The following is a 22,246-nucleotide window of genomic DNA, read 5'->3' on the forward strand; positions in this document are numbered from 1 at the left end:
GACCGACCCTCACGGGGGTCGGTCCACGCCCCGTTCCGGTTCCCAAGAATCGGCAGCCGCTCCCCACAGGTTGGGCAAAGGGCCGTGTCCGGCCGGGAGTCCCTGGAAAGGGTGGGGAGGACGTCGTGTGACGGAAGCGGGGGAGGGCACCGATGAGCGGGTGGACCGAGGAGCAGCTCGACGGGATCGGCGGCACGGGGGAGATTCGGATCACCTCCCGAGGCGATGACGGGGAGCTGCGGCGTTCCCGGATCATCTGGGTGGTGCGTGAGGGCGACGAGCTCTACGTCCGGTCCGTCAACGGGTCGGGAGCCGCCTGGTACCGGGGAACCCGTGACCACCTCGCCGGGCACGTCAGCGCGGACGGCGTGGAGGCCGACGTGGCCTTCGAGGACGCCGACCACTCCCTGGACGACCGGATCGACGCCGCCTACCGGGCCAAGTACGGGGCGGGTTCCGCCGCGGTCGACCGGATCACGGGCCCGGACGCCCGTGCCACCACGATGAGGCTGGTACCGGACCAGTCCTGAGCCTTGCCGCGCGAACCCCACCCGGGCCGCTCGCGCCTCTCCGTCAAGGCCCACCACTTCCTCCGAGACGCCCCCTGCCAGGAGGCGAGTACCGAACCGGGATCCTCGTCGGGCACGTCGGAGATCGACTCATGCAGTGATTCCGCACACATCAGCGCAAAAGGGGCTCACGCCACTTGCTGTGGCACAGGCGGAGCACTACTTTCCCACCTGCGCCGACAGGTCTTCTCACCACGGCCGCGCCCTCCGAGTGAGCCGACTGTTTCCCGCGTGTTACTGCTGGACACCCCCAGGCAACGCGGCCTTCCTACCTTCGGACTCGTCGACAGCCGTCAAGCAGGAAGGCACCCCCGTGACCCCCGGAACAGGCCGACGCGCGCCGCGCACCGGCAGGAGCTGGATCTCCCGCTGGGACCCCGAGGACGAGGGCTTCTGGAACGACGGGGGACGCCGCGTGGCCCGCCGCAACCTCTGGGCCTCCATCGCCTCCGAACACATCGGCTTCTCCGTGTGGAGCATCTGGTCGGTGCTCGTGCTGTTCATGACCCCCGAACACGGCTTCTCCACCACCCCCGAGCAGAAGTTCCTCCTGCTGTCGGTGGTCACCCTGGTCGGAGCCGTCCTGCGCGTCCCCTACACCCTGGCCGTGCCCGTCTTCGGCGGACGCAACTGGACCGTCATCGCCACCCTGACGCTCATCGTCCCCACCGTCGCCGCCTTCTTCCTCATCCGCGACCCCGACACCCCCTTCTGGCTGCTGCTGGTCCTGGCCGCCACCGCGGGTGTGGGCGGCGGCAACTTCTCCTCCTCCATGGCCAACATCAACTCCTACTTCCCCGAGCGGGAGAAGGGGTGGGCCCTGGGCCTGAACGCGGGCGGCGGCAACATCGGGGTCGCCACCGTCCAACTGGTCGGACTGGCCGTCATCGCCCTGTTCACCACCTCCGCCGGGTACCTGGTCCCGCTGTTCTACGCGCCGCTGATCCTGCTGTCGGCCTGGTGGGCCCACCGGTCCATGAACAACCTCGTCCACGTGCGCGGTGACGTGGCCGGGCAGCTGTCGGCCACCCGCGACCGCCACTTCTGGATCATGTCGCTGCTCTACGTGGGCACCTTCGGCTCCTTCATCGGCACCGGGTTCGCCTTCGGGCTGCTGCTCCAGGCCCAGTTCGGCCTGGAACCCGTGCAGTCGGCCGGGATCGCCGTCCTGGGACCGATCGTCGGTTCCCTCATCCGCCCCGTCGGCGGCAGACTGGCCGACTCCCTGGGCGGGGCACGCGTCACCCTGTGGGTGTTCACCGCCATGGCCGCCTGCGCGACCGTGCTCGTCCTGGCCGTCCAGGCCGGGCACCTGGTCCTGTTCGTCGGTGCGTTCGCGGTGATGTTCGTCCTCACCGGCCTGGGCAACGGCTCCACCTACAAGATGATCCCCTCCATCTACGCCGCCCGTGCCGAGGACGCCATCGCAGCCGGGGAACCCCGCGAACAGGCCCTGGCCCGCACCAAGCGCGTGGCCTCCTCCATGCTCGGTCTCATCGGCGCGGTCGGTGCCCTGGGCGGGGTGGCCATCAACGTCGGTTTCCGCGAGGCCTTCGCCGCGACCGGCTCCAGCGCCCCGGCCTTCGTCGCCTTCGGTGCCTTCTACCTCCTCTGCGCCGTGGTGACCTGGACCGTGTACCTGCGGCGTCCCTCCCGCTCCGCCTCCGCCGACGAGCCCGTCCGGGCCACGGCCCGATGACCACCACCCACTGCCCCTACTGCGCGCTCCAGTGCGCCATGCGCCTGGAACCGGGGACGGACGGGCGCCTGGCCGTCCGTCCCGCCCCCTTCCCGACCAACCGGGGCGGGCTGTGCCGTAAGGGGTGGACCTCCGCTGAGGTCCTCACCGTCCCCGACCGGCTCACCCGCCCCCTGCTGCGCAAGGACCGCGGCTCCGACCTGGTCGAGACCGACTGGGACACCGCCCTGGACCACGTCGCCGAACGCCTGTTGTCCCTGCGCGCCGAATCCGGACCCGACTCCGTCGCGGTCTTCGGGGGCGGCGGTCTGACCAACGAGAAGTCCTACACCCTGGGCAAGTTCGCCCGCCTGGCCCTGGCCACCTCGCAGATCGACTACAACGGCCGCTTCTGTATGTCCTCGGCCGCCGCCGCGGGCACGCGCGCCTTCGGCCTGGACCGGGGGATGCCCTTCCCGCTGACCGACGTCGCCGAGGCCGAGGTGGTCGTGCTCGCGGGGGCCAACCCCGCCGAGACCATGCCGCCGATGATGGGCCACCTGTCCGCGCCCACCCTCATCGTCATCGACCCGCGCCGCTCGGCCACCGCGCAGGTCGCCCTCGACCACGGCGGCATCCACCTGGCTCCGCGGCCCGGAACCGACCTGGCCCTGGCACTGGGACTGCTGCACGCCGCGCGCGTGGGGGGTTGGTGCGACGACGAGTTCGTCGGCGAACGCACCACCGGGTTCGACGCCGCCTGGGAGCACGCCGCCGCCTGGTGGCCCGAACGCACCGAACAGGTCACCGGCGTTCCCGCCTCGGGCATTCGCGCCGCCGCGGACCTCCTGGGCCGGGCCTCTCGCAACCGCTCCGCCTACGTGCTCACCGGACGAGGCACCGAACAGCACGCCAAGGGCACCGACACGGTCTCGGCCTGGATCAACCTCGCCCTGGCCCTGGGGCTGCCCGGCCGCCAGGGCTCGGGCTACGGGTGCATCACGGGGCAGGGCAACGGTCAGGGCGGGCGTGAGCACGGCCAGAAGGCCGACCAGCTTCCCGGCTACCGCCGCATCGACGATCCCCGCGCCCGCGACCACGTGGCCGGGGTGTGGGGAGTGGACCCGGGTGCCCTGCCCGGGCCCGGCCGTTCGGCCTTCGAACTCCTCGACGCCCTGGGTACCACCGACGGACCACGCGCCCTGCTGCTGTTCGGCTCCAACCCCGTGGTCTCCGCGCCCCACACCGCACGCGTACGCGCCCGCCTGGACTCCCTGGACCTGCTGGTCGCGGCCGACTTCGTGCTCTCGGAGACCGCCGCCATGGCCGACGTCGTCCTGCCCGTGGCCCAGTGGGCCGAGGAGAGCGGCACCATGACCAACCTGGAGGGCCGCGTGCTGCGCCGCGCCCGGGCCCTCGCCCCGCCCGACGGGGTGTGGACCGACCTGGAGGTCCTCTCCGCTCTGGCCGTGCGGTTGGGACAACCCGTCCAGCGCTTCCCCACCGACCCGGACACCGTCCTGTCCGAACTCGGCCGCGCCTCCGCCGGAGGAGCCGCCGACTACTCCGGGGTCACCCCCCAGCGCCTGGCCGACGGCCAGGCGCTGTACTGGCCGGTGCGCACTCCCACCGAGTCCACCCCCCGCCTGTTCCTGGACTCCTTCGCTCACCCGGACGGGCGGGCCCGCCTCGTCCCGGTCGCCCACCGTCCCCCCGCCGAGACCACCGACTCCGACTACCCCCTGGTGGCCACCACCGGCAGGCTCATGGGCCACTACCAGTCGGGCGCCCAGACCCGCCGTGTGGCCGAACTCGACGGCGCCGAACCCGAGGCGTACGTGGAGGTGCACCCCGACACGGCCGCGCGCGCCGGGCTCGCGGCCGGGGACCGGGCCCGCGTCACCTCCCGCCGCGGCCACACCGACGCCAGGGTGCGTCTGGTGCCCACCGCCCGCCTGGACACGGTGTTCCTGCCCTTCCACTTCGCCGGGGCCCAGTCCGCCAACAACCTCACCCACCCGGCGCTGGACCCCACCAGCCGTATGCCCGAGTTCAAGGTCAGCGCGGTGCGCCTGGAACCCGCCCCGCCCGTCCGGAGCAGCCGGGGAGCCCCCGACCCGGCCGACACCCCCACACCAGGAGGCAGCAGTTGAACACCGTGCAGGGCGCGCCCCCGCGCCGGGTCGTGGTCGTCGGCAACGGGATGGTCGGTGCCCGCTTCGCTGAGGAGACGGCCCGCCTGGACCCGGCCGGAGAACGCGTGCACGTGAGCGTGGTCGGCACCGAACACCACCCCGCCTACAACCGGGTCCTGCTCTCGGGCGTGCTCGCCGGGGACTACACCCCGGAGCAGATCCGCCTGCCCGCCCCCGGGGGCCCCGGCGTCACCGTGCGCACCGGCGTGGCCGCCACCGCACTGGACACACGACGCCGGACCATCACCCTGGACGACGGCTCCCGACTGCCCTACGACGAACTCGTCCTTGCCACCGGGGCGCGCGCCGCACTCCCTCCGATCCCGGGCGTGCGCGCCCCGGACGAGGGTCCGGGGGAGGGGGTGAGCGCCCTGCGCGACCTGGAGGACTGCCAGCGTCTGCTCGCCCTGGCCCGACCCGGCGCCCCCGTGGTGGTCCTGGGCGGCGGCGTCCTGGGGCTGGAGGCGGCACGCGGCCTTGTGGGCCGGGGCATGCGGGTGTCGCTCGTGGAGTCCTCCCCCTGGATCATGCGCCGACAGATCGACCAGGGGGCCGCGCGCGTCCTGGCCGCCAGCTACGCCGCCCTGGGCGTGGAGGTGCACTCCTGGCGGGTCGCCGCGCGCTGGATCCCCGGCACCGGTCTGGAACTGGACGACGGCCGGGTCCTGCCCGGCGACGCCCTGGTGGTCACCGCCGGGGTGCGTGCCAACACCGAACTGGCCTCCGAAGCCGGGATCGTGGTCGACCGCGGCGTCGTCGTGGACGACCGCCTGGCCACCTCCGACGCCCGCGTGCACGCCATCGGCGACTGCGCCCAGCACCCTGGTGGAGGTGCCGGACTCGTCCAGCCCGGCTGGGAACAGGCCGCCGTCCTGGCCGGACGGCTGACCGGCACCGCTCCCCACGCGACCTACACCGGGGCCCGGCCGCTGACCCGCCTCAAGGCCGAGGGCATCGAACTGACCGCGTTCGGGCGGGTCCACGAGGACGAGGACGCCCAGGGCCTGGAGACCGTGACCATCAGCGACCCCTACGGCGGTCGTTACGCCAAGCTGTCGGTGTGCGAGGAGAAGGTGGTGGGCGCGGTGCTGCTGGGCTTCCCCGAGGTCGCAGCCACCCTGTCCCAGCTCTACGACACCGGCGCCCCGGTGCCCTCCGACCGTCTGGCCCTGCTCCAGGGGCTGCCCACTGCGGCCCCCGAGCCCCAGGAGGCGGGGGAGGCGCAGGTGTGCCGCTGCAACGCCGTGAGCCGCAACGACATCGAACAGGCATGGCTGGACGGCGCCCGCACCCGCGAGGCCATCGCCGAGAGCACGCGGGCCACCACCGGCTGCGGCGGCTGCGTGCGCGACGTCCAGGCCCTGCTTTCGGGGATGGGGGGCACCCAGGTGGGGTGATCCCCATCCCCTCCGAAGGGGCGGAAGGGTTCGGCGCCGCCACCGGTCCGTCCCGCCGGGGCGCCAGGGCCGTATCGCCGCACGCCCCGGCCCCGCTGGGGCGCCAGAGGCGTACCGCTCCATGCCCCCGCCCCACTGGGGCGTCAGCGCCGCACGGGCTTCTCCCGCTGGAGTGCCAGCGGCGTACCGCTCCACGCCTCTCCACGCTTGGGTGCCAGAGGCGTACGGCTCCTTGCCTGCACTGGGGCGCCAGGGGCGTATCGCCCCACCCGGCCCCGCTGGGGTGCCAGGGCTGCACCGGCTCCTCCCGCTGGGGCGCCAGAGCCGTACCGCTCCACGCCCCTCCCGCTGGAATGCCAGAGCCGTACCGCTCCATGCCTCGCCCCACTGGGGCGCCATGGCCGCACCGGCTCCTCCCGCCGGGGTGCCAGGGCCGTACCGCTCCATGACCCACGGAATCACGTGCCTCTCACCTGTGGTGGCAGCACAACGAAACAGTCGCGACACGCCTGACTGACCCGGGGGAAACACCCGGGAGGTTGCCTGAGGACAGTCAGCCCCCGCAGCAGGAGGAGCCGCGCACACCATGGAAGAACTCGTCGTCATCGGCAACGGGATGGTCGGCCACCGGTTGGTCGAGGCCCTCCGTGACCGCGACACCGCCCGCCGGTGGCACGTCACCGTCGTGGGCGAGGAGCCCCGCACCGCCTACGACCGGGTGGCCCTGTCCTCCTACTTCGACGGCGCCAGCGCCCACGACCTGTCCCTTGGCGACCTCTCCGGCCCCGCCGTCGACGTGCACGTCAACGAACGCGCCACCGCCGTCGACCGCGCCGCCCGCACCGTGACCACCGCCTCCGGACGCGTACTGCCCTACGACCGGCTGGTCCTGGCCACCGGCTCAACCCCGTTCGTGCCACCGGTCCCCGGCCACGACCTGCCCGGCTGCCACGTGTACCGCACCATCGAGGACCTGGACGCCATCACCGCCTCCGCCCGGGGCGCCAGCACGGGAGTGGTCGTCGGCGGCGGACTGCTGGGCCTGGAGGCCGCCAACGCCCTGCGCCTGCTGGGCCTGGAGGCGCACGTGGTCGAACTCGCCCCCCACCTCATGCCCGCCCAGATCGACCAGGGCGCCGCCGCCCTCCTGCGCACGCTGGTCGCCGACATGGGCGTGCGGGTCCACACCGGCACCGCCTCGACGGCCGTCGAGGCCTCACCCGGGGGCCGCGCCGCCCGCCTGGTCCTGGACGGGGGCTCCCACCTGGACACCGACCTGGTCGTGTTCTCCGTCGGCATCCGACCCCGCGACGATCTCGCCCGCGCCGCCGGACTCGAGGTCGGCGAACGCGGCGGCATCGTCATCGACGACACCTGCACCACCAGCGACACCCGCGTCCACGCCATCGGCGAGGCCGCCAACCACCAGGGCACCGTCTACGGCCTCATCGCCCCCGGAAACGCCATGGCCGAGGTCGTCGCCGACCGCCTCCTGGGTGGCCGGGCGACCTTCACCGGCGCCGACACCTCCACCAAACTCAAACTCCTCGGCGTGGACGTGGCCAGCTTCGGCGACGCCCACGGGCGCACACCCGGGGCCCTGGACGTGGTCGTCAACGACGCCGCCGGCGGCCGCTACGCCAAACTCGTGGTCTCCGACGATGCCACCACGCTGCTCGGCGGCGTCCTGGTCGGAGACGCCTCGGCCTACGCCACCCTGCGCCCCCTGGTCGGATCACCCCTGCCCGGGGACCCGCTCACCCTGATCACCCCCGAGGGCACCGCCGACCTTGGCACGGACTCCCTGCCCGACTCCGCCCAGATCTGCTCGTGCAACGCCGTCACCAAGGGCGACCTCACCCGGGCCGTCGCCTGCGGCAACCACGACGTCCCCTCCCTCAAGGCCTGCACCCGGGCGGGCACCAGCTGCGGCTCCTGCGTACCCGTGCTCAAACAGATCCTTGCCCAGTCCGGCATCGAGCAGTCCAGGGCCCTGTGCGAGCACTTCCCCCAGTCGCGCGCCGAACTCGTCGAGATCGTCCGGGCCACCGGCACCGCCACCTTCTCCGCACTGATCGCCGCCCACGGCAGCGGACACGGATGCGACATCTGCAAGCCCACCGTCGCCTCGATCCTGGCCTCCCTGGGCAACGGGCACATCCTGGAGGGTGAACAGGCCACCCTCCAGGACACCAACGACCGCTATCTGGCCAACATCCAGCGCAACGGCACCTACTCGGTCGTGCCGCGCATCCCCGGCGGCGAGATCACCCCCGACAAGCTCATCGTCATCGGAGAGGTCGCACGCGACTTCGACCTCTACACCAAGATCACCGGGGGCCAGCGCATCGACCTGTTCGGCGCCCGCCTCGAACAGCTGCCCGCCATCTGGGCGCGCCTGGTGGAGGCCGGGTTCGAGTCCGGGCACGCCTACGGCAAGTCGCTGCGCACCGTCAAGTCCTGCGTGGGCACCACCTGGTGCCGCTACGGCGTCCAGGACTCGGTGGGCCTGGCCATCCGCCTGGAGGAGCGCTACCGGGGTCTGCGCTCACCGCACAAACTCAAGTCCGCCGTCTCCGGATGCGCCCGCGAGTGCGCCGAGGCCCGGGGCAAGGACTTCGGAGTCATCGCCACCGACCAGGGGTGGAACCTGTACGTGGGAGGCAACGGCGGCTTCACCCCCCGTCACGCCGAACTCCTGGCCGCGGACCTGGACGAGCCGACCCTCATCCGCTACATCGACCGGTTCCTGATGTTCTACGTGCGTACCGCCGACCGGCTCCAGCGCACCGCGCCGTGGATCGAGTCCCTCGAAGGCGGCCTGGACCACCTGCGCGACGTCGTGGTCCACGACACACTGGGTATCGCCGCCGAACTGGAGGAGGCCATGGACCGCCACGTGGCCTCCTACGCCGACGAGTGGGCTGCGGTCCTGGCCGACCCGGACAAGCTCTCCCGGTTCGTCTCCTTCGCCAACGCCCCCCACACCCCCGACCCCACCATCAGCTTCACCACCACCCGTGACCAGCGCGTACCCGATACCTCGTCCGTGAACCTGGGCATGCCCGCCCGCCGACCCCAGGAGGCCACCCGATGAACGTCACCACCGCCCCGGCCACCACCTGGACCGACGTCTGCCCCGCGCACCTGCTGCGCGTCGAGGACGGAGTGGCCGTACTGCTCCCCGACGGCAGACAGGCCGCCCTGTTCCGCACCCGCGACCACCACCTGTACGCGGTGGACAACATCGACCCCCGAACCGGAGCCGCCGTCATCTCACGCGGGATCGTCGGCGACAGGGCCGGAGAACCCACCGTCGCCTCACCCATGCTCAAGAACGTCTTCTCGCTGCGCACCGGGCACGGCCTGGACGACGAGGACACCCACCTGACCACCTGGCCCGTTCGCCAGCGCGGCGCCACCGTGCAGATCGCCACGGAGGAGGGAACACCGTGAACCCCGTCCCCGCCGTTCCCGAGGACACCATCCCGGCCCAGGCCGCCGAACCCGCCACCACCGCACCACTGGCCGGTTTCACCGTGGCCGTGACCGCGGCCCGCCGCGCCGAGGAGCTCAGCGCCCTGCTGCGCCGCAAGGGCGCCCAGGTGGTGGCCGCGCCCGCCCTGCGCATCGTGCCGCTCAGCGACGACCAGCGCCTGGCCTCGGTCTCCGAGGAACTCGCCCGACGCCCCGCCGACGTCGTCGTGGCCACGACCGGCATCGGCTTCCGGGGCTGGGTCGAGGCGTGTGAGACGTGGGGCACCGCCGAACAGCTCCTGGCCAGCCTGCGCGCCTCACGCCTGCTGGCCCGCGGCCCCAAGGCCCGCGGCGCCATCCGCGCGGCCGGACTCACCGAGGAGTGGTCACCGCCCTCGGAGTCCTCCGCCGAAGTGCTGGACCACCTGCTCGACCAGGGCGTCGAGGGCCTGCGCGTGGCCATCCAGCTGCACGGCGAACCCCTGCCCGACTTCACCGCCGCGCTCCGCATGGCAGGAGCCGACGTGGTCGAGGTGCCCGTCTACCGCTGGACCCAACCCGAGGACACCGCCGCCCTGGACCGGCTCATCGAGGCCGTCACCAGCGGGGGAGTGGACGCGGTCACCTTCACCAGCGCGCCCGCCGCCGCCGGACTGCTCGCACGCGCCCACACCACCGGTCACCAAGGCGGCCTCGTCCGCGCCCTGCGCGGCGACGTCCTGGCCATGTGCGTGGGGCCGGTCACCGCCCGGCCGCTCATGGCCCACGACATCCCCACGGTGTGGCCCGAGCGGGCCCGCATCGGCTCCCAGGTCCGCAAGCTCTCCGAGGAACTGCCCGGCCGCTTCCCCGCCCTGACCGTGGCCGGACACCGCCTGCGCCTGCGCGGCCACGCCGTCCTGGTCGACGGCACCGTCCGCACGCTCTCGCCCACACTGATGCGGCTCGTGCGCGCTCTGGCCCACCGTCCCGGACAGGTCCTCGACCGGGCCCGCCTGCTCACCTGCCTGGGAGAGGACGCCGACGCCCACGCCGTGGAGACGGCCGTGGCCCGGCTGCGCACCGCCCTGGGCGACCCCAGGATCGTCCAGACCGTGGTCAAGCGCGGCTACCGGCTGGCACTGGACACACCCGACTGCACCGCCTGATCCGCACCAGGAAGGATGGGGCGGGCGCGCCCGCCACGCGATGAACCGAGACACCCTGATCCTGGCCGTCCACGGCACCCGCGACCCCCACGGCACCGCCGTCGCCCGAACCCTGGCCCGCGACGTGGCCGAACTGGTCAGCCAGCCCACCAGGCTGGCCTTCGCCGACGTGCGCACACCCACGGTCGGCCAGGTCGCGGCCCGGACCCCGGGGCCCCTGGTGGTCGTGCCCGCGTTCCTCGCCTCGGGCTACCACGTGCGCACCGACATCCCACACCAGCTCGCCCAGGCCGGGCGCGCCGACGCCGTCGTCACCCCGGCTCTGGGAGACCATCCCGCGGTCCTGGACACCGCCGTGCGCCGCCTGGTTGCCGCCGGACACCGCCCTGGCGACGCCGTCGTGCTGGCCTGCGCCGGCACCTCCGACCCCCACGCCGGTGCCGAACTGCGTCAGGCCGCCTCCCGCCTGTCACGACGCCTGGCGGCCCCGGTGGAGGTGGCCTTCATCGCCACCGGAAGGCCCACCGTCACCGAAAGGGTCGCCCAGCTGCGCGAGCGGGGCCACCGGCGGGTGGCCGTGGCGACCTGGTTGCTGGCTCCGGGCCTGTTCCATGACCGGCTGGCCCACACGGGCGCCGACCTGGTGGCCGACCCCCTGTGCCCGGACCCGGCGATCTCCCACGCCGTGGTGGCCCGCTACCAACGGGCCGCTATCAGCCAGCCCGCCTGAGCGACCGCTGGCGTCACGCGGCGCGGGACTCCTGGTCGACCTCCCCGCGAAGGCGTGGTCGGCCCGGGGTCCCGGCGTGCCCCGGGACCCCGGGCCGGTCGTCGAAGGTTCGGGGCGGACACCTGCACCGCCGGGAACAGCGAGGGGTCGACCACCGCGTCGGTGCCGTTCGGTCAGCGCTCGAGGGTCGGACCGGCGCTCCAAGCTCGCTCGGCGTTCCAAGCTCGCTCGGCACAGGGGCCCGGAACCGTGGTCCCGTCCGGCGCGCACGTCCCCTGGGGTGGAGGCGGGGCTCAGCTCACCCCTCGGTGAAGCGCAGCTGGTACAGGGCCGAGTCGGAGCTCGCTATCGCCTGGCAGGCAGCGAAGTGCGGCTTGGAGTCCGGGTGGGCGATGGCCGCCCGGAAGGCCTCCTCACTGCTCCACTGGGCGTAGTTGCACACCCGGGTGCCGTCGAGGCTGGCGTGCACGCTCGCCGAGACGAACCCGGGGAGGTGGCGCATGACGTCATCCGTCGCCTCGCGCAGGATCTCCAGCAGCCGCTCGTGGTTCTCGGGCTCGACGGTGAAGGTGTTGACGAGGGCGACGCCGTCGCGGTCGGTGCTGATCACGGGCATGGCTGGGATACCTCACTTGGACGGCTCGGGCGGCGGACACCACGGCTCGCGGGTCACCATCGGTCTCGTTGTGTCGGCGCGCGGCTTCGCACCGTGGCCCGCCTCACAGTCATCCCAGCGTAGGGTGCGTGTACTGCAAACGGCTGGCCCTGAAATGGTGTGTCGTGCGTGTGCGGTGAGGCACCAGGGAGCAAAGTCGGTCGAACCGGTTGACCGTCTCAGGGTTGTCCGTCCAAAGGCACCGGACAACACCAGATCGTCGCGAAGCACCTCACTAACGCGAAGCCCCCGCACCGAGCCGACCCGTGGTGACCAGGACCCGCTCTCCAACACCCCGGCGCCTGTTTCCTGGAAGTGGGAGTGGGGCGGGAGCCCGCCTGGCATCCTGGTTGACGTGCCTGGTCGTCATGAACACACCGATGCCGCGTGGGCCCTGCTCGCCCCGTCCCCGCCCACCGACGCACTCAGGGGCCAGACGTGGGTCGATCAGCGCGAGGCCGTCGACGGGATCCCGTTCCCTGCTCGGCGACGCCTCGCGGGTGCCATCAGAAGAGGGGCACGGCCCGGAACGAACCGGACGGGCGTGCGGTCAACGGACGCTCCCGGGGCCGACAGACCACCGAGGTTCAACCGCTCGCCGACCAGGACCCGCGCACGCTGGTCCTGACCACCGGCCCCGGGCCCGCGCGGGGGCTCTCTCATCCCCCCACCTGGTGAGGCGATCCGGGCACGCCCGCGCGGGCTCCAGCGGTCCACCCGTCCGCTCGGAACCCGACGGCCGCGACACCCGGACCGCGCGGGTCGCCTCGATCCGAACCCGGCTTCGCTGGCCCACCCTTTCCACGGTCCCTGGCCGGTGGGACGAGTGGCTGGGGCCCGGCCGGTGTCCCGCAGCGCAACGCTTTGCACGGAGAGAGGACGGCGGATGGAACACGACTCTTCGGACGCGGTGCCGCGAGGCCGCGCGGGAACAGGCGGAACCCGCTCCGGGGCCTTCGGTTGGAGCGTGGGAGGCCGGTGAGCGTGGAACCCGTGGAGTTCGGCCCCGCGTTGAGGACGATGCGGAGCCGTCAGGGCCTGTCCCTCGGAGACCTCGCGCGCCTGGTCAACTACAGCAAGAGCCATCTCAGCCGGGTGGAGAACGGCAAGAAGCAGCCGACCTCGGACCTGGCCCGGCACTGTGACGTGGCGCTGGGTGGCGAGGGCAGTCTCGTCCGTATCGCCATGAGCGTTCCGCGCCGCGTGAAACAGGCCATGACGGCTCCCACGGTGCGGCAGCTCCCCCGTTCGGTCACCGACTTCGTCGGGCGGGTCGATCTCCTTCGGCGACTCGACGGAATGTGCCCGGAAAGCTCCGACGGGCGGTATCGAGGCTCCCCGCTCGTCCTGGTCGACGGACCCGCCGGGATCGGCAAGACCGAGACGGTACTGCGCTGGGGGCACGTCGCGGCGGAGAGGTTTCGCGACGGCACCCTCTTCGCGGACCTGAACGGGTTCCGGCAGGGTGGTTCGCCCCTCACCGCCGAGCAGGTGCTCCACCGTTTCCTCCACGACCTGGGCGATTCGGGCGCGGCTCTGAAGGGGAGGGACGCGCAGCAACTGGGGGTTCGCTTCCGTAGCCTGCTCACCGGAAAACGCATGCTGATCGTCCTGGACAACACCACCCGGCCCGAGCAGGTGCGCCCCCTCCTGCCCGCCAGTCCCGGCTGCATGACCGTTGTCACCAGCCGTAGCCGTATGCCGGGCCTGCTCGTCAGAGACGGTGCGCTGCGCCTTCACGTCCCGCCCATGGATCCCGAGGAGAGTCTGGAACTCCTGGCCACCCTCGACCCCGAGAGCCGCCTGGCCCAAAGGCCCGAGTACCTCGACGCGTGCGGGCACGTACCCCTGCTCGTCCGCATCGCCTCCCGGCGGAACATGAACCCGGAGTTCTACGACAGCCCCTGCCGTTGGGAGAGCGCCGCGATGCTGCGGCTCTTCTCCACGGGCGGTGACGACTCCACGTCCCTGCGGTCCCTGCTGCTGGGGTCGTACGAGGTGCTGACCGAAGAGGCCACCCGGGCCTTCAGGCTGCTGGGTACCCGCACCGAGGGGTGGTGCACGGCCCGCGACGCCGCGAGACTCCTGGACACCGGACAGTCGGCGGCCGAGGAGCTGTTGTCCGAACTGGCCGACCTGCACCTGATCCGGTACCGGGACGGGTGGTTCTCCTTCGATGCCCTGCACCGTGCCTTCGCGATCGAACGGGCGGGCGCGGTGAAGTCGGAGCGGCGCGACGGACCTGTGTAGGCCGCTCGCAGGTGTGGCGACTCAGCACCGGCCTCTGTGCGGGACACGGGAGGGGGAGGTGCCGCGCGGTGGTGCCCACCGTTGCAGCAGCGGAGAACGGCCGACCCGAAGGGCGCCGTCCGGCCTTGGGATGTCCTCGCTCGTGGAGAGGAATGCCCCTTAGTCGCATTTATCTGCGACTTCGCCGTTTCTGTGCGAACAAGGGCCGTTGTCTGCGATCTCCGAAGAACAGGCAACGGACAACGCCTCCCCAGCGATGTCGAAACGAATGCAGACTTGTCGTCCATCGGTGATTGAGGACGGACACGTGCAACTTCCCTCCGCTTCGACGACAGGAACAAGGGGATCGCGCCATGGGGCGAGCGCACTTTCGCCAGTCGGCCGTGCACCGCCACCGATCCGACCCGCTCCGGCAGGTCAGCCCGGAGACGAACTCCGACACCAGTGGCGGGTCGCCGGACCATTCGGCGAGTGTGATTCCCTCCGTCCCCTTTCCGCGGATCCGCCGACGCGTGTCCACAGGTCCGTCCTGGACGAACAACGGTCGCTGTCACAACAGACCCGCCGTGATCCACATCAGTGCCAGCTCATGAGCGCACCAACCAGAACGGGCTAGTCGATGGGCGATGTCAGGCTCGACAGATACCAGGAATACATCAAGCGGCACGGGCTCACGGAACAACAGGTACTGGACCAGGTCGACGAGACGTTCGGAGAGCCGCTCCTCGTGGTCGCCGCGGGATCGGTCATCTCCGGATTCGGCAACGACACCAGTGACCTCGACCTGTACACCGTCGTGGAGGACGACGTGGCCAGCCTGCTTCCGCTGATGTCGTATCCGAACGGCGCACGTGTCGACGCGGTTCTCTGCGGCGCCCGACAACTCCTGGACAGCCACCGCGAACTCGGTTCGGACACGTGGCCCCCGCGGGAGGTGAAGCCGGGGGACATCTGGGCCAAACGCAAGGCGATCGACGCCATTACCAGGTACGGGCTGGGCCTTCCGCTCTTCGGCACAGACCGGTGGACCGCCTGGCAGCAGCGCCTGAAGACCGAAGTCCACGGGTGGATGAGTGACTGGCACGCGGTGGACGCGTACCGCATGCGGGCGGCGGCGAGGGCCCTGCTGCCCCACAAGCCCCTCGTGGCCGGAATCCGGGCGGGCGACGCGCTCATGGCGGCGCTCGAACGCCACGCGGTCGCGCAGGGAGAACCGTACTTCAAATGGAAGTGGCTGGGGGAGAAGCTGGAACGCCTGGGGGACTCGAAGGCGCTCTCGGCCTACGAGCAGGCGCTGAGTCCTCCGCTCTCCGAAGTCGACGTGCCGCGCTACGTCGAGAGCACGGAGGAACTGCTCCACTCCTATCTGGGCGGTGTCGACACGAGCTCCTGGCGTCTGAGCCTGCAACCGGCGGTCGGCACCACCTGGGAGTCGTTCGGGGAGGAACACCTGGTCTCCCGGTGGGGGCTGCGGGCGGCGGCGATCTCAGCGGGAAGCAGCGTCGGTGAGCCCGGCACCTGGACCTATCGCCTCTCTGAGACGTGGGATCCGGACGTCGAGGCGCTCTTCAGTGAGGACATGCTCTGGCTCGGCGTACAGCAGGCGGGACAGCTCCCAGGTCAACCGGAATGAGGAGGACGAATGAACGTGCGGCGCAGCATGTTGGTCACCGGTGCCACCGGAGTGGTCGGCTGGGAACTGGTACAACAGGCACGCGCGGCGGGTTGGGACGTCGTCGGCTGTTCGGCGCGGGGGAGTGACACCAGTACCGCCTGGCGCATGGGCAAGGAGCCACCGCCCACGGGACTGGACAGGCAGTGGCAGGTCATCGTGCACGCCGCCGCCCGGCCGCGTTGGAACCTTCCCCAGGACGAGGCGGTCAGTGGCAACCTGGCACCCGTCGCGGCGCTGGCTCCGCTGGTGGGCCGGGGGACGCACGTCATCCACATCTCCACCGCGTATTCGATCGGTCTGCGAGGGGACACACGTTCCGACTCCCTCCATGACTACCGCAACACGTACGAATGGTCGAAGGCCGCGGCGGAGCGAGAAGCACGGGAACGCTACTCGGCGAGCATCGTCCGCCCCCCACTGATCCTTGGACGCCGTTCGGACGGAGTGGTCAGGAGACGGAGCGGGCTCTACTCCCTGCTCCAGGCATCGGTGACCGGAGCCCTCCCCGTGCTCGTGGGAGAGCCGGACGCCGGCTTCGAGGCCGTCACCACCTGCGACGTCGCCAAGTGTGTGCTGGCGATCGCCGACGGGGGGCCCGCCGCACGTCCCGTAGTTCTGGGCCGCGCGGAACACGCGGCACCCGCGGGGGAGATCTGGGATCTCGCCTTCGCCTCGCTGAACGAATGGAGAGTCGAGCGCGGAGCGGGTGAACTGGAGGCGCCCACCTTCATCACACCTGACCAGTGGAACCGTTTCTACTTTCCCTTCGCCAGGCCCCACCTCTCCGATCTCCAACTGCACACCATCGACCTGCTCAGCGAGTTCATTCCCTACCTCTCCCGGGTCGATCCGATCGGCGTGAACTGGTACGTCGATCCCATTGAAGCCGCCCTGCCCGCCATCGTGCGGAGCTGGGCCGAGCGGTTGCCCGGCCTGGCGATGCGAAGCCCACAGCCCTGGACGGTCAAGGAGCAGGTATGACGGACGCGTACGCCTTCGAAGCCGCGAGGGTTTCTGCCTGGTCGGACACGTCGCATCTGATCTCGCAGGGCAGCATCGACGAACTCGCCACCCACGCCGAGGAGAACGACAGGTCCGGCAGACTGGCGGATCGCAGTATCGATGTCCTGCGTGAGGCCGCATACTTCGGCCTGCCCGTCCCTCGGGACTTCGAGGGGCAGGGAGCGACAGTCGAGGAGTGCTGCGCGGTACAGCGTCGGATCGGGGCGGCTGATCCCGCGCTGGCGATCGCCACGAGCATGCACCTCTTCTCGGTCGGGGTCGTCGTCGAGCACTGGAACCGCAACCACGACGAGGCGTGGATGCTGTTGGAGGCGATCGCCAGTCAGCAGCGGATCGTGAGCAACGCGTTCGCGGAGCCCGGACTCGCCGGAGCGCTCACGCGGTCGAACTGCGTCGCCCGTAGATCCGGTGAGGACTGGATCCTCGACGGACTCAAGGTGCCCTGCTCGCTGGCGGAGCGCAGTGACCTGCTCTGTCTGCAGATGATGGACGAGCAGGACGGGGAGGACGCCCTGATGGTCGCTCTGCTCGCGACCAGGAGTCCCGGAATCAGGACGGAACGCACCTGGAACACCCTCGGGATGAGAGCGACGGAGTCGGACTCCGTGCGGTTCGAACAATGCAGGTTCTCCGATGACCTGGTCTTCCATCGGACGGAGCCAGGATCCCAGAGCGACGAGGTCTTCGCCGCCGGCATCGCCTGGTTCTGTGTCGCCTCGACCGCGTCCTACCTGGGTGTCATCTCGGCGGCCGTCGACGAGTCCCGCGCCGCTCTCCAGAAGTCCCGGATCACGCACCTGAACGCGTCACGGGCGCAGCTCCCCTCCTTCCAGGGAGCACTCGGCGACATCATGTCCCTGGTGCTGCCGATGGAATGGGCCTGTGCGGGACTCGCGCGTCAACTGGGCGAGAAGGGCACCGATCCGCGTGCCCTGATCCCCTCGGCGCTGGCCCTCAAGCAGCAGACGGCCCAGCTGGCGACCACCGCCGTGGCGATGGCGGCCGAACTCGTCGGCGTGGGGTCGTACTCGGCGAACGGCAAGGTGGCGCGGCTCCTGCGAGACGCCCAGGCGGCCCGCTACCACCCGCCCACCCGGTTCGCCACACGACAGCTCCTGGGGCGTTGGGCCCTCGGTTTTCCGTTTGGTTTCGAGCTGGACGAGAAGCCGGTTGGAGACCACTGACATGCTCGAACCCGTCGATCTCATCCGTACCCACCAGTCCTCCGGTCGGTCGTTCCTCCACAACATCATGGGGGCCGTCGACCCGGAGGTCTCGGGGAAGGGGCAGTGGATAACGAGTCGGGACGGCAGCCGCTATCTCGACGTCGGTTCCTTCGGGGTGTTCCTCCTCGGCCACGGGCACCCTGGGCCGGTCGGCGCGGTCGCCCGGCAGCTGGACCTCATGGCCGGTGCCAGCAGGACCCTTCCCAACCCGGTCAACGCCCGTGCGGCGGCCGCGCTGGCGGGGGCGGCACCACCGGGCCTGTCCAAGGTGCTTCTTCTGAACTCCGGGTCCGAAGCAGTGGAGGCCGCGCTGAAACTCGCCAGGGCCCGCACCGGGCGGACACCCCTGGCGCACCTCTCCGGCTCCTTCCACGGCAAGAGCACCGGCGCGCTGAGTCTCACCGACGCACGCGCGTTCCGACAGGGAATCGGCCCGTTGTTGCCGGAGGTGGTGAGGCTTCCACGCGACGACGCCGCCGTGGCCGCCGATCTGATCGAACGCCACCGGCCGGCCGCCGTGTTCGCCGAACCCGTACAGGGCGAGGGCGGCATGTATCCGCTCGAACGGGAGTACGCGGCGGTCCTGCGGGAGGCGTGCACTCGATCGGGCAGCCTGCTGGTCTTCGACGAGATCCAGTCCGGTCTCGGGCGGTGCGGAACGTTGTGGGCTCATGAGGGTCTCGGCGTGCTCCCCGACATCCTGCTCAGCGGGAAGGCGCTGGGAGGCGGTGTCATGCCGGCTTCGGCGGTGATCGCCACCGAGGACGCGTTCCGTCCGTACGACCTCGATCCACTGCTGCACACCTCCACGTTCGGCGGAAACCCCCTGGCGTCGGCCGCCGTTCTCGGTGCGCTGGACGTCATCGCCGAGCTGGACGTACCGACAAAGGTCAGCCGTGCGGGTGAGTCGCTGAGGGAGATCCTGGACCGGCTCGTCTCCCATTGGCCCACGTTGTTCTCCGCCGTGACCGGGCGCGGCCTCATGCTGGGCCTGCACTGCCGAAAGGCGGATGTCACGGCCGAACTGATGCGGGAATCCCTGACCGAGGGTGTGCTGCTGACGATGTGTCTCACCACTCCGACCGTGCTGCGATTGACGCCGTCCGCCTTCATCGACGCCGACGAACTGGAGTTCCTGGGGCGGAGGCTGGACATCGCGGCCGCGAGAGTGGAAAGAGAGCTTGCCTGACTCCTTCGCGGTCCCGTTGCCGTCGGCGCGAAGCGCCTGAGGGTCACCGGCCCGGAGGAGGCAGTCCCCCTTGGCCTGGGCGGGGTTCTCCTCCGCCCGGCCGTCATGCCATGGCCTACTTTTCCGAACAGGAGTCATATGAGTGTTCGAAGTACGAGTGGGCTGCGGTCCCACGTCTGCCGAACCAGTCACGGTGCGGTGATCACACTGGTGATCATTCAGGGATCCCTGGAGGACATCGCCGGTGGAGTACGCGCCGGCCAGTGGCGGATGGTGGCGGCGCAGACCCGGCAGCTGGTTCTGGCGAGTCTCCAGGTGAGCGGGCTCGAGTTCGGGGGTGAGCCCTTCTGGCAGGAGAACGGCGGCGCCCTCGACCAGATCAGTTGTGCGCCGGAACCGCTCCGCGTCCAGGGGTTCGCACTCGTCCACGAGGCGAACGAACTCGCCAACGACCCCTCAGGGGCCGATTCCTGGCTGGCTCGACTCGAGGAGTGGGCCGGTCTGGTGCAGAGGGGGCTCGGCGTGGACGAGAACCTGCCCGAGCTCCGTTCCCCCCAAGGAATGTTCGGAGGGCTCCGGTTGGTCCGGGGGTGGACCGAAACCGTCGACTCCCTTGGACTCCCGCCCCTGCTTCCCAGCGACTGGACGAAGCCACTCTAGGCAGCATGCCCGACCGCCGCGCCCGGACCTCCCGGAAACCCGCCAGCTCGAGCGGCTCGACCCCTCGTTCCCCGTCAAGTGAGCCGATCTCCATGAAAAGGAAGCGTCCATGCCGATTGTGACAGTGACCGAGCGTTTGCAGGTGTCGGCGGAAAAGGTCTGGGACCTGGTGTGTGACGTCGCGTCGTACCCGAGGTTCATGGAATCGGTGATCAGCACCAGCGTGCTGTCCGAGTCCGCTCTGGAGAACGGCCACGTCGAGGTCGTGACCGAGTGGGAGGTGCAGATCAAGGGGTCCGTACTCAAGTGGGTCGAGAGGGAGATCCGCTACCCGGAGCGCTGGCGTATCGACTACACCCAGCAATCCGGCGACCTGGAGGTGTTCCAGGGATTCTGGCAGGTGGTCCGGGTCGACGACGAAGTGACCGAGGCCACGCTCGAGGTCGAGTTCGAGATCGGCGTGGCGATGCTCAAGCCCATGCTGGAGCCCGTGGCCGCTCGGGCGATCGAGCGCAACTCGTCGGACATGCTGCTCTCGCTGGGCCGACGGGTCGGCGTATGACGCCGAGCCTGCGGGTGGAGGGACTCACCAAGTCCTACGGTGAGCGGCAGGTGCTGAGCGGCGTCGACCTCGTTGTCGGGCGCGGTGAGATCCTGGCGATACTGGGTGCCAACGGAGCCGGGAAGACGACCCTGCTCTCCGTCATCGCCGGAGTCACCTCGCCCAGCGCCGGTCGGGTACGCGTCCTCGGTGTCGACGTGGGGGCGCATCCGAAGGCCGTGCGCGGTCGGATCGGTCTGGCGGCCCAGGACACGGCCGTCTATCCGACCCACACCGTCGTCGAGAACCTGCGGTACTTCGGAACCCTGGGCGGAGTCCGCCGTGGTGAGTTACGCGCGTCGGTCGAAGCCGTCATGGAGGCTCTCGGCCTCACCCGGCTTCGTCGCACCCTGGTTCGGAACCTGTCGGGAGGACAGCGACGCAGGTTGCATGCGGGGTGCGCACTCGTGCACAAGCCGGAGATCATCCTGCTCGACGAACCCACCGTCGGAGCTGACCCCGAAACCCGACGCGATCTGCTGCGCCTGGTGACCTCGATCGCCCGGGACGGGGCCACCGTGATCTACACCTCCCACTACCTCGGAGAGATTGAGGAGCTCGACGCTCGTGTCGCCGTGCTCTGCGGGGGCAGGTTCCTCGACGAGGGCCGCGTGGGAGACCTGGTGTCCCGGCATGCCAGAAGTGAACTCGTTCTCCAGTTCGACGGATCCCCGCCAACGATGAGTTGGCCCGGGGCGAGGGTGGACGACGACCTCCTCCGCCTTCCGACGTCGGATCCCGCCATCGACATCATCAAGGCCGTCGAATTGGTGGGTGTCGAGCGCGATCGACTGCGCTCCGTGGACATCTCCAGGGCCAACCTGGAGTCCGCCTACTTCAACATCCTGAAGACGGAGCCAGGCCGGTGACCAACGCACTGTCCGTTCTCCGACACGACCTGATCTGGTTGCGCCGGGATCCGGTGCCGTTCGTGACCCTGCTTCTGACGCCCTGCCTGCTGATGTCCTTCACGGCGCCGCTGTACGCCGTCGTCACGTCCCAGTTCGGCTATGACGACGCGAGCGGTGCGGACTTCTCGGTTCCCGGTATGGCCCTGATGTTCTCCTTCTTCATGGGCGGGGTCATCAAGGAGTCCATCTTCCGTGAGTTCGAGCTGAACACCTGGAAGCGGGTGCGGGTCTCCGGTCTCTCCGCCAGGGATCTCCTCGGCGGAAAGGTGCTCCTGGGCGGGACTCTGGTCCTCATGCAGTCCTCGGTGCTGTTCCTGGTGGGGTGGCTGCTGCTCGGCCTGAACGTGCGGGGGAGCGTGGTCGCCCTGGTCGTGCTTCTGGTCGGAGTCGCGGCGTGCGTCGTCTCCTTCTCCCTGGCGCTGTGCGCACTCGCACGCTCTCGTAGCCAGGCGTTCGCCTACGACCGGGTGGTCACTCTCCTGTGGACCGTTGTCGGGGGCGCTCTGGTCCCGATCGACCTGATGCCCTCCTGGGTGCAGGCCCTGGCCACGGTCACCCCCGTGTACTGGGCCATCACGGGGTTGCGCGAGGTCATCGTCGGCGGCGGCGACCTGCGTCAGGTCGTGCCGCCGGTGGTGTGCCTTCTCGCCTTCTCCTTCGTGTTCGCCATGATCGCCTTCTGGCGCGTGTCCACGAGGGTCGACAAGGAGTTCAGGTCGTGAGCGTTTCGAGTTCCCTGGATCCCTGAGTGTCGTGCCCTTCGGAGGTGAGAGAGCAACGGACGTGAAGGCGCCCCAGCGCGTGGTCCCGCCGGACCCTGGGTCCCGACCATCCGGACGGTGCCCGACCCCTGCTCCAACGG

18 protein-coding genes are annotated in these 22,246 nt (G+C 70.6%); 17 read left to right on the top strand and 1 reads right to left on the bottom strand.

Annotation, left to right across the window (positions count from 1 at the left end):
• Window positions 1-152: 152 nt before the first annotated feature.
• From KBX21_RS14590 to KBX21_RS14625, 8 genes are all read left to right on the top strand, one after another.
• Window positions 153-530, top strand: a complete 378-nt coding sequence (locus tag KBX21_RS14590; protein ID WP_210842236.1) for a DUF2255 family protein — start codon at window positions 153-155, stop codon at window positions 528-530.
• 352 nt (window positions 531-882) lie between these two features.
• Window positions 883-2,268 (top strand): MFS transporter, encoded by a 1,386-nt coding sequence (locus KBX21_RS14595; RefSeq protein WP_049567429.1) that lies wholly within the window; start codon window positions 883-885, stop codon window positions 2,266-2,268.
• Entirely contained in the window at window positions 2,265-4,400 is a 2,136-nt protein-coding gene (locus tag KBX21_RS14600; RefSeq protein ID WP_210842237.1) for a molybdopterin oxidoreductase family protein, read from the top strand. Before KBX21_RS14595 ends, KBX21_RS14600 begins: the two co-directional genes overlap by 4 nt.
• The gene (locus tag KBX21_RS14605; RefSeq protein WP_210842238.1) at window positions 4,397-5,839 is read left to right on the top strand and encodes an FAD-dependent oxidoreductase; all 1,443 of its coding nucleotides are present in this window, start codon (window positions 4,397-4,399) and stop codon (window positions 5,837-5,839) included. The genes KBX21_RS14600 and KBX21_RS14605 overlap by 4 nt, the downstream gene beginning before the upstream one ends.
• A 586-nt stretch (window positions 5,840-6,425) precedes the next feature.
• Complete coding sequence (gene nirB / locus KBX21_RS14610) at window positions 6,426-8,936, top strand: nitrite reductase large subunit NirB (protein ID WP_049567418.1); 2,511 nt, start codon at window positions 6,426-6,428, stop codon at window positions 8,934-8,936.
• Window positions 8,933-9,295 (top strand): nitrite reductase small subunit NirD, encoded by a 363-nt coding sequence (gene nirD / locus KBX21_RS14615; protein ID WP_210842239.1) that lies wholly within the window; start codon window positions 8,933-8,935, stop codon window positions 9,293-9,295. The genes nirB and nirD overlap by 4 nt, the downstream gene beginning before the upstream one ends.
• A 29-nt stretch (window positions 9,296-9,324) precedes the next feature.
• A complete protein-coding gene (locus KBX21_RS14620; RefSeq protein WP_369801051.1) occupies window positions 9,325-10,464 on the top strand; it encodes a uroporphyrinogen-III synthase in 1,140 nt (379 codons plus the stop codon).
• A gap of 40 nt (window positions 10,465-10,504) precedes the next feature.
• Window positions 10,505-11,194 (top strand): sirohydrochlorin chelatase, encoded by a 690-nt coding sequence (locus KBX21_RS14625; protein ID WP_049567411.1) that lies wholly within the window; start codon window positions 10,505-10,507, stop codon window positions 11,192-11,194.
• A gap of 298 nt (window positions 11,195-11,492) precedes the next feature.
• On the opposite strand, the gene KBX21_RS14630 is transcribed toward KBX21_RS14625, so the two are convergent.
• The gene (locus KBX21_RS14630) at window positions 11,493-11,810 is read right to left on the bottom strand and encodes an antibiotic biosynthesis monooxygenase family protein (RefSeq protein ID WP_049567409.1); all 318 of its coding nucleotides are present in this window, start codon (window positions 11,808-11,810) and stop codon (window positions 11,493-11,495) included.
• A gap of 1,017 nt (window positions 11,811-12,827) precedes the next feature.
• Here KBX21_RS14630 and KBX21_RS14635 point away from each other — a divergent pair.
• From KBX21_RS14635 to KBX21_RS14675, 9 genes are all read left to right on the top strand, one after another.
• Window positions 12,828-14,099: an XRE family transcriptional regulator gene (locus KBX21_RS14635; protein WP_049567407.1), complete on the top strand. Its 1,272-nt coding sequence runs from the start codon at window positions 12,828-12,830 to the stop codon at window positions 14,097-14,099.
• 619 nt (window positions 14,100-14,718) lie between these two features.
• A complete protein-coding gene (locus KBX21_RS14640; RefSeq protein ID WP_049567405.1) occupies window positions 14,719-15,732 on the top strand; it encodes a hypothetical protein in 1,014 nt (337 codons plus the stop codon).
• Window positions 15,733-15,741: 9 nt separating this feature from the next.
• Window positions 15,742-16,755, top strand: a complete 1,014-nt coding sequence (locus KBX21_RS14645) for an SDR family oxidoreductase (protein ID WP_210842240.1) — start codon at window positions 15,742-15,744, stop codon at window positions 16,753-16,755.
• The gene (locus tag KBX21_RS14650; protein WP_049567400.1) at window positions 16,752-17,981 is read left to right on the top strand and encodes an acyl-CoA dehydrogenase family protein; all 1,230 of its coding nucleotides are present in this window, start codon (window positions 16,752-16,754) and stop codon (window positions 17,979-17,981) included. Before KBX21_RS14645 ends, KBX21_RS14650 begins: the two co-directional genes overlap by 4 nt.
• Before the next feature lies 1 nt (window position 17,982).
• Window positions 17,983-19,212, top strand: a complete 1,230-nt coding sequence (locus tag KBX21_RS14655; RefSeq protein ID WP_210842241.1) for an aspartate aminotransferase family protein — start codon at window positions 17,983-17,985, stop codon at window positions 19,210-19,212.
• A 198-nt stretch (window positions 19,213-19,410) separates the two neighbouring features.
• Complete coding sequence (locus tag KBX21_RS14660; protein ID WP_210842242.1) at window positions 19,411-19,872, top strand: hypothetical protein; 462 nt, start codon at window positions 19,411-19,413, stop codon at window positions 19,870-19,872.
• A 109-nt stretch (window positions 19,873-19,981) separates the two neighbouring features.
• Entirely contained in the window at window positions 19,982-20,434 is a 453-nt protein-coding gene (locus KBX21_RS14665; protein ID WP_210842243.1) for a type II toxin-antitoxin system RatA family toxin, read from the top strand.
• A complete protein-coding gene (locus tag KBX21_RS14670; protein ID WP_210842244.1) occupies window positions 20,431-21,342 on the top strand; it encodes an ABC transporter ATP-binding protein in 912 nt (303 codons plus the stop codon). Before KBX21_RS14665 ends, KBX21_RS14670 begins: the two co-directional genes overlap by 4 nt.
• Window positions 21,339-22,106 carry an ABC transporter permease gene (locus KBX21_RS14675; RefSeq protein WP_049567384.1) on the top strand — a complete coding sequence of 256 codons (768 nt, stop codon included), beginning with the start codon at window positions 21,339-21,341 and terminating at the stop codon, window positions 22,104-22,106. The genes KBX21_RS14670 and KBX21_RS14675 overlap by 4 nt, the downstream gene beginning before the upstream one ends.
• Window positions 22,107-22,246: the final 140 nt, after the last annotated feature.

Origin of the sequence: Nocardiopsis sp. B62, from assembly GCF_018070675.1 — a bacterium.
Taxonomy (GTDB): Bacteria; Actinomycetota; Actinomycetes; order Streptosporangiales; family Streptosporangiaceae; genus Nocardiopsis; species Nocardiopsis prasina.

Coding starts and splice junctions, on each gene's coding strand:
- KBX21_RS14590 (WP_210842236.1), top strand. CDS start 153: ATGAGCGGGTGGACCGAGGAGCAGCTCGACGGGATCGGCGGCACGGGG.
- KBX21_RS14600 (WP_210842237.1), top strand. CDS start 2,265: ATGACCACCACCCACTGCCCCTACTGCGCGCTCCAGTGCGCCATGCGC.
- nirB (WP_049567418.1), top strand. CDS start 6,426: ATGGAAGAACTCGTCGTCATCGGCAACGGGATGGTCGGCCACCGGTTG.
- nirD (WP_210842239.1), top strand. CDS start 8,933: ATGAACGTCACCACCGCCCCGGCCACCACCTGGACCGACGTCTGCCCC.
- KBX21_RS14625 (WP_049567411.1), top strand. CDS start 10,505: ATGAACCGAGACACCCTGATCCTGGCCGTCCACGGCACCCGCGACCCC.
- KBX21_RS14630 (WP_049567409.1), bottom strand. CDS start 11,810: ATGCCCGTGATCAGCACCGACCGCGACGGCGTCGCCCTCGTCAACACC.
- KBX21_RS14640 (WP_049567405.1), top strand. CDS start 14,719: ATGGGCGATGTCAGGCTCGACAGATACCAGGAATACATCAAGCGGCAC.
- KBX21_RS14645 (WP_210842240.1), top strand. CDS start 15,742: ATGAACGTGCGGCGCAGCATGTTGGTCACCGGTGCCACCGGAGTGGTC.
- KBX21_RS14650 (WP_049567400.1), top strand. CDS start 16,752: ATGACGGACGCGTACGCCTTCGAAGCCGCGAGGGTTTCTGCCTGGTCG.
- KBX21_RS14655 (WP_210842241.1), top strand. CDS start 17,983: ATGCTCGAACCCGTCGATCTCATCCGTACCCACCAGTCCTCCGGTCGG.
- KBX21_RS14665 (WP_210842243.1), top strand. CDS start 19,982: ATGCCGATTGTGACAGTGACCGAGCGTTTGCAGGTGTCGGCGGAAAAG.
- KBX21_RS14670 (WP_210842244.1), top strand. CDS start 20,431: ATGACGCCGAGCCTGCGGGTGGAGGGACTCACCAAGTCCTACGGTGAG.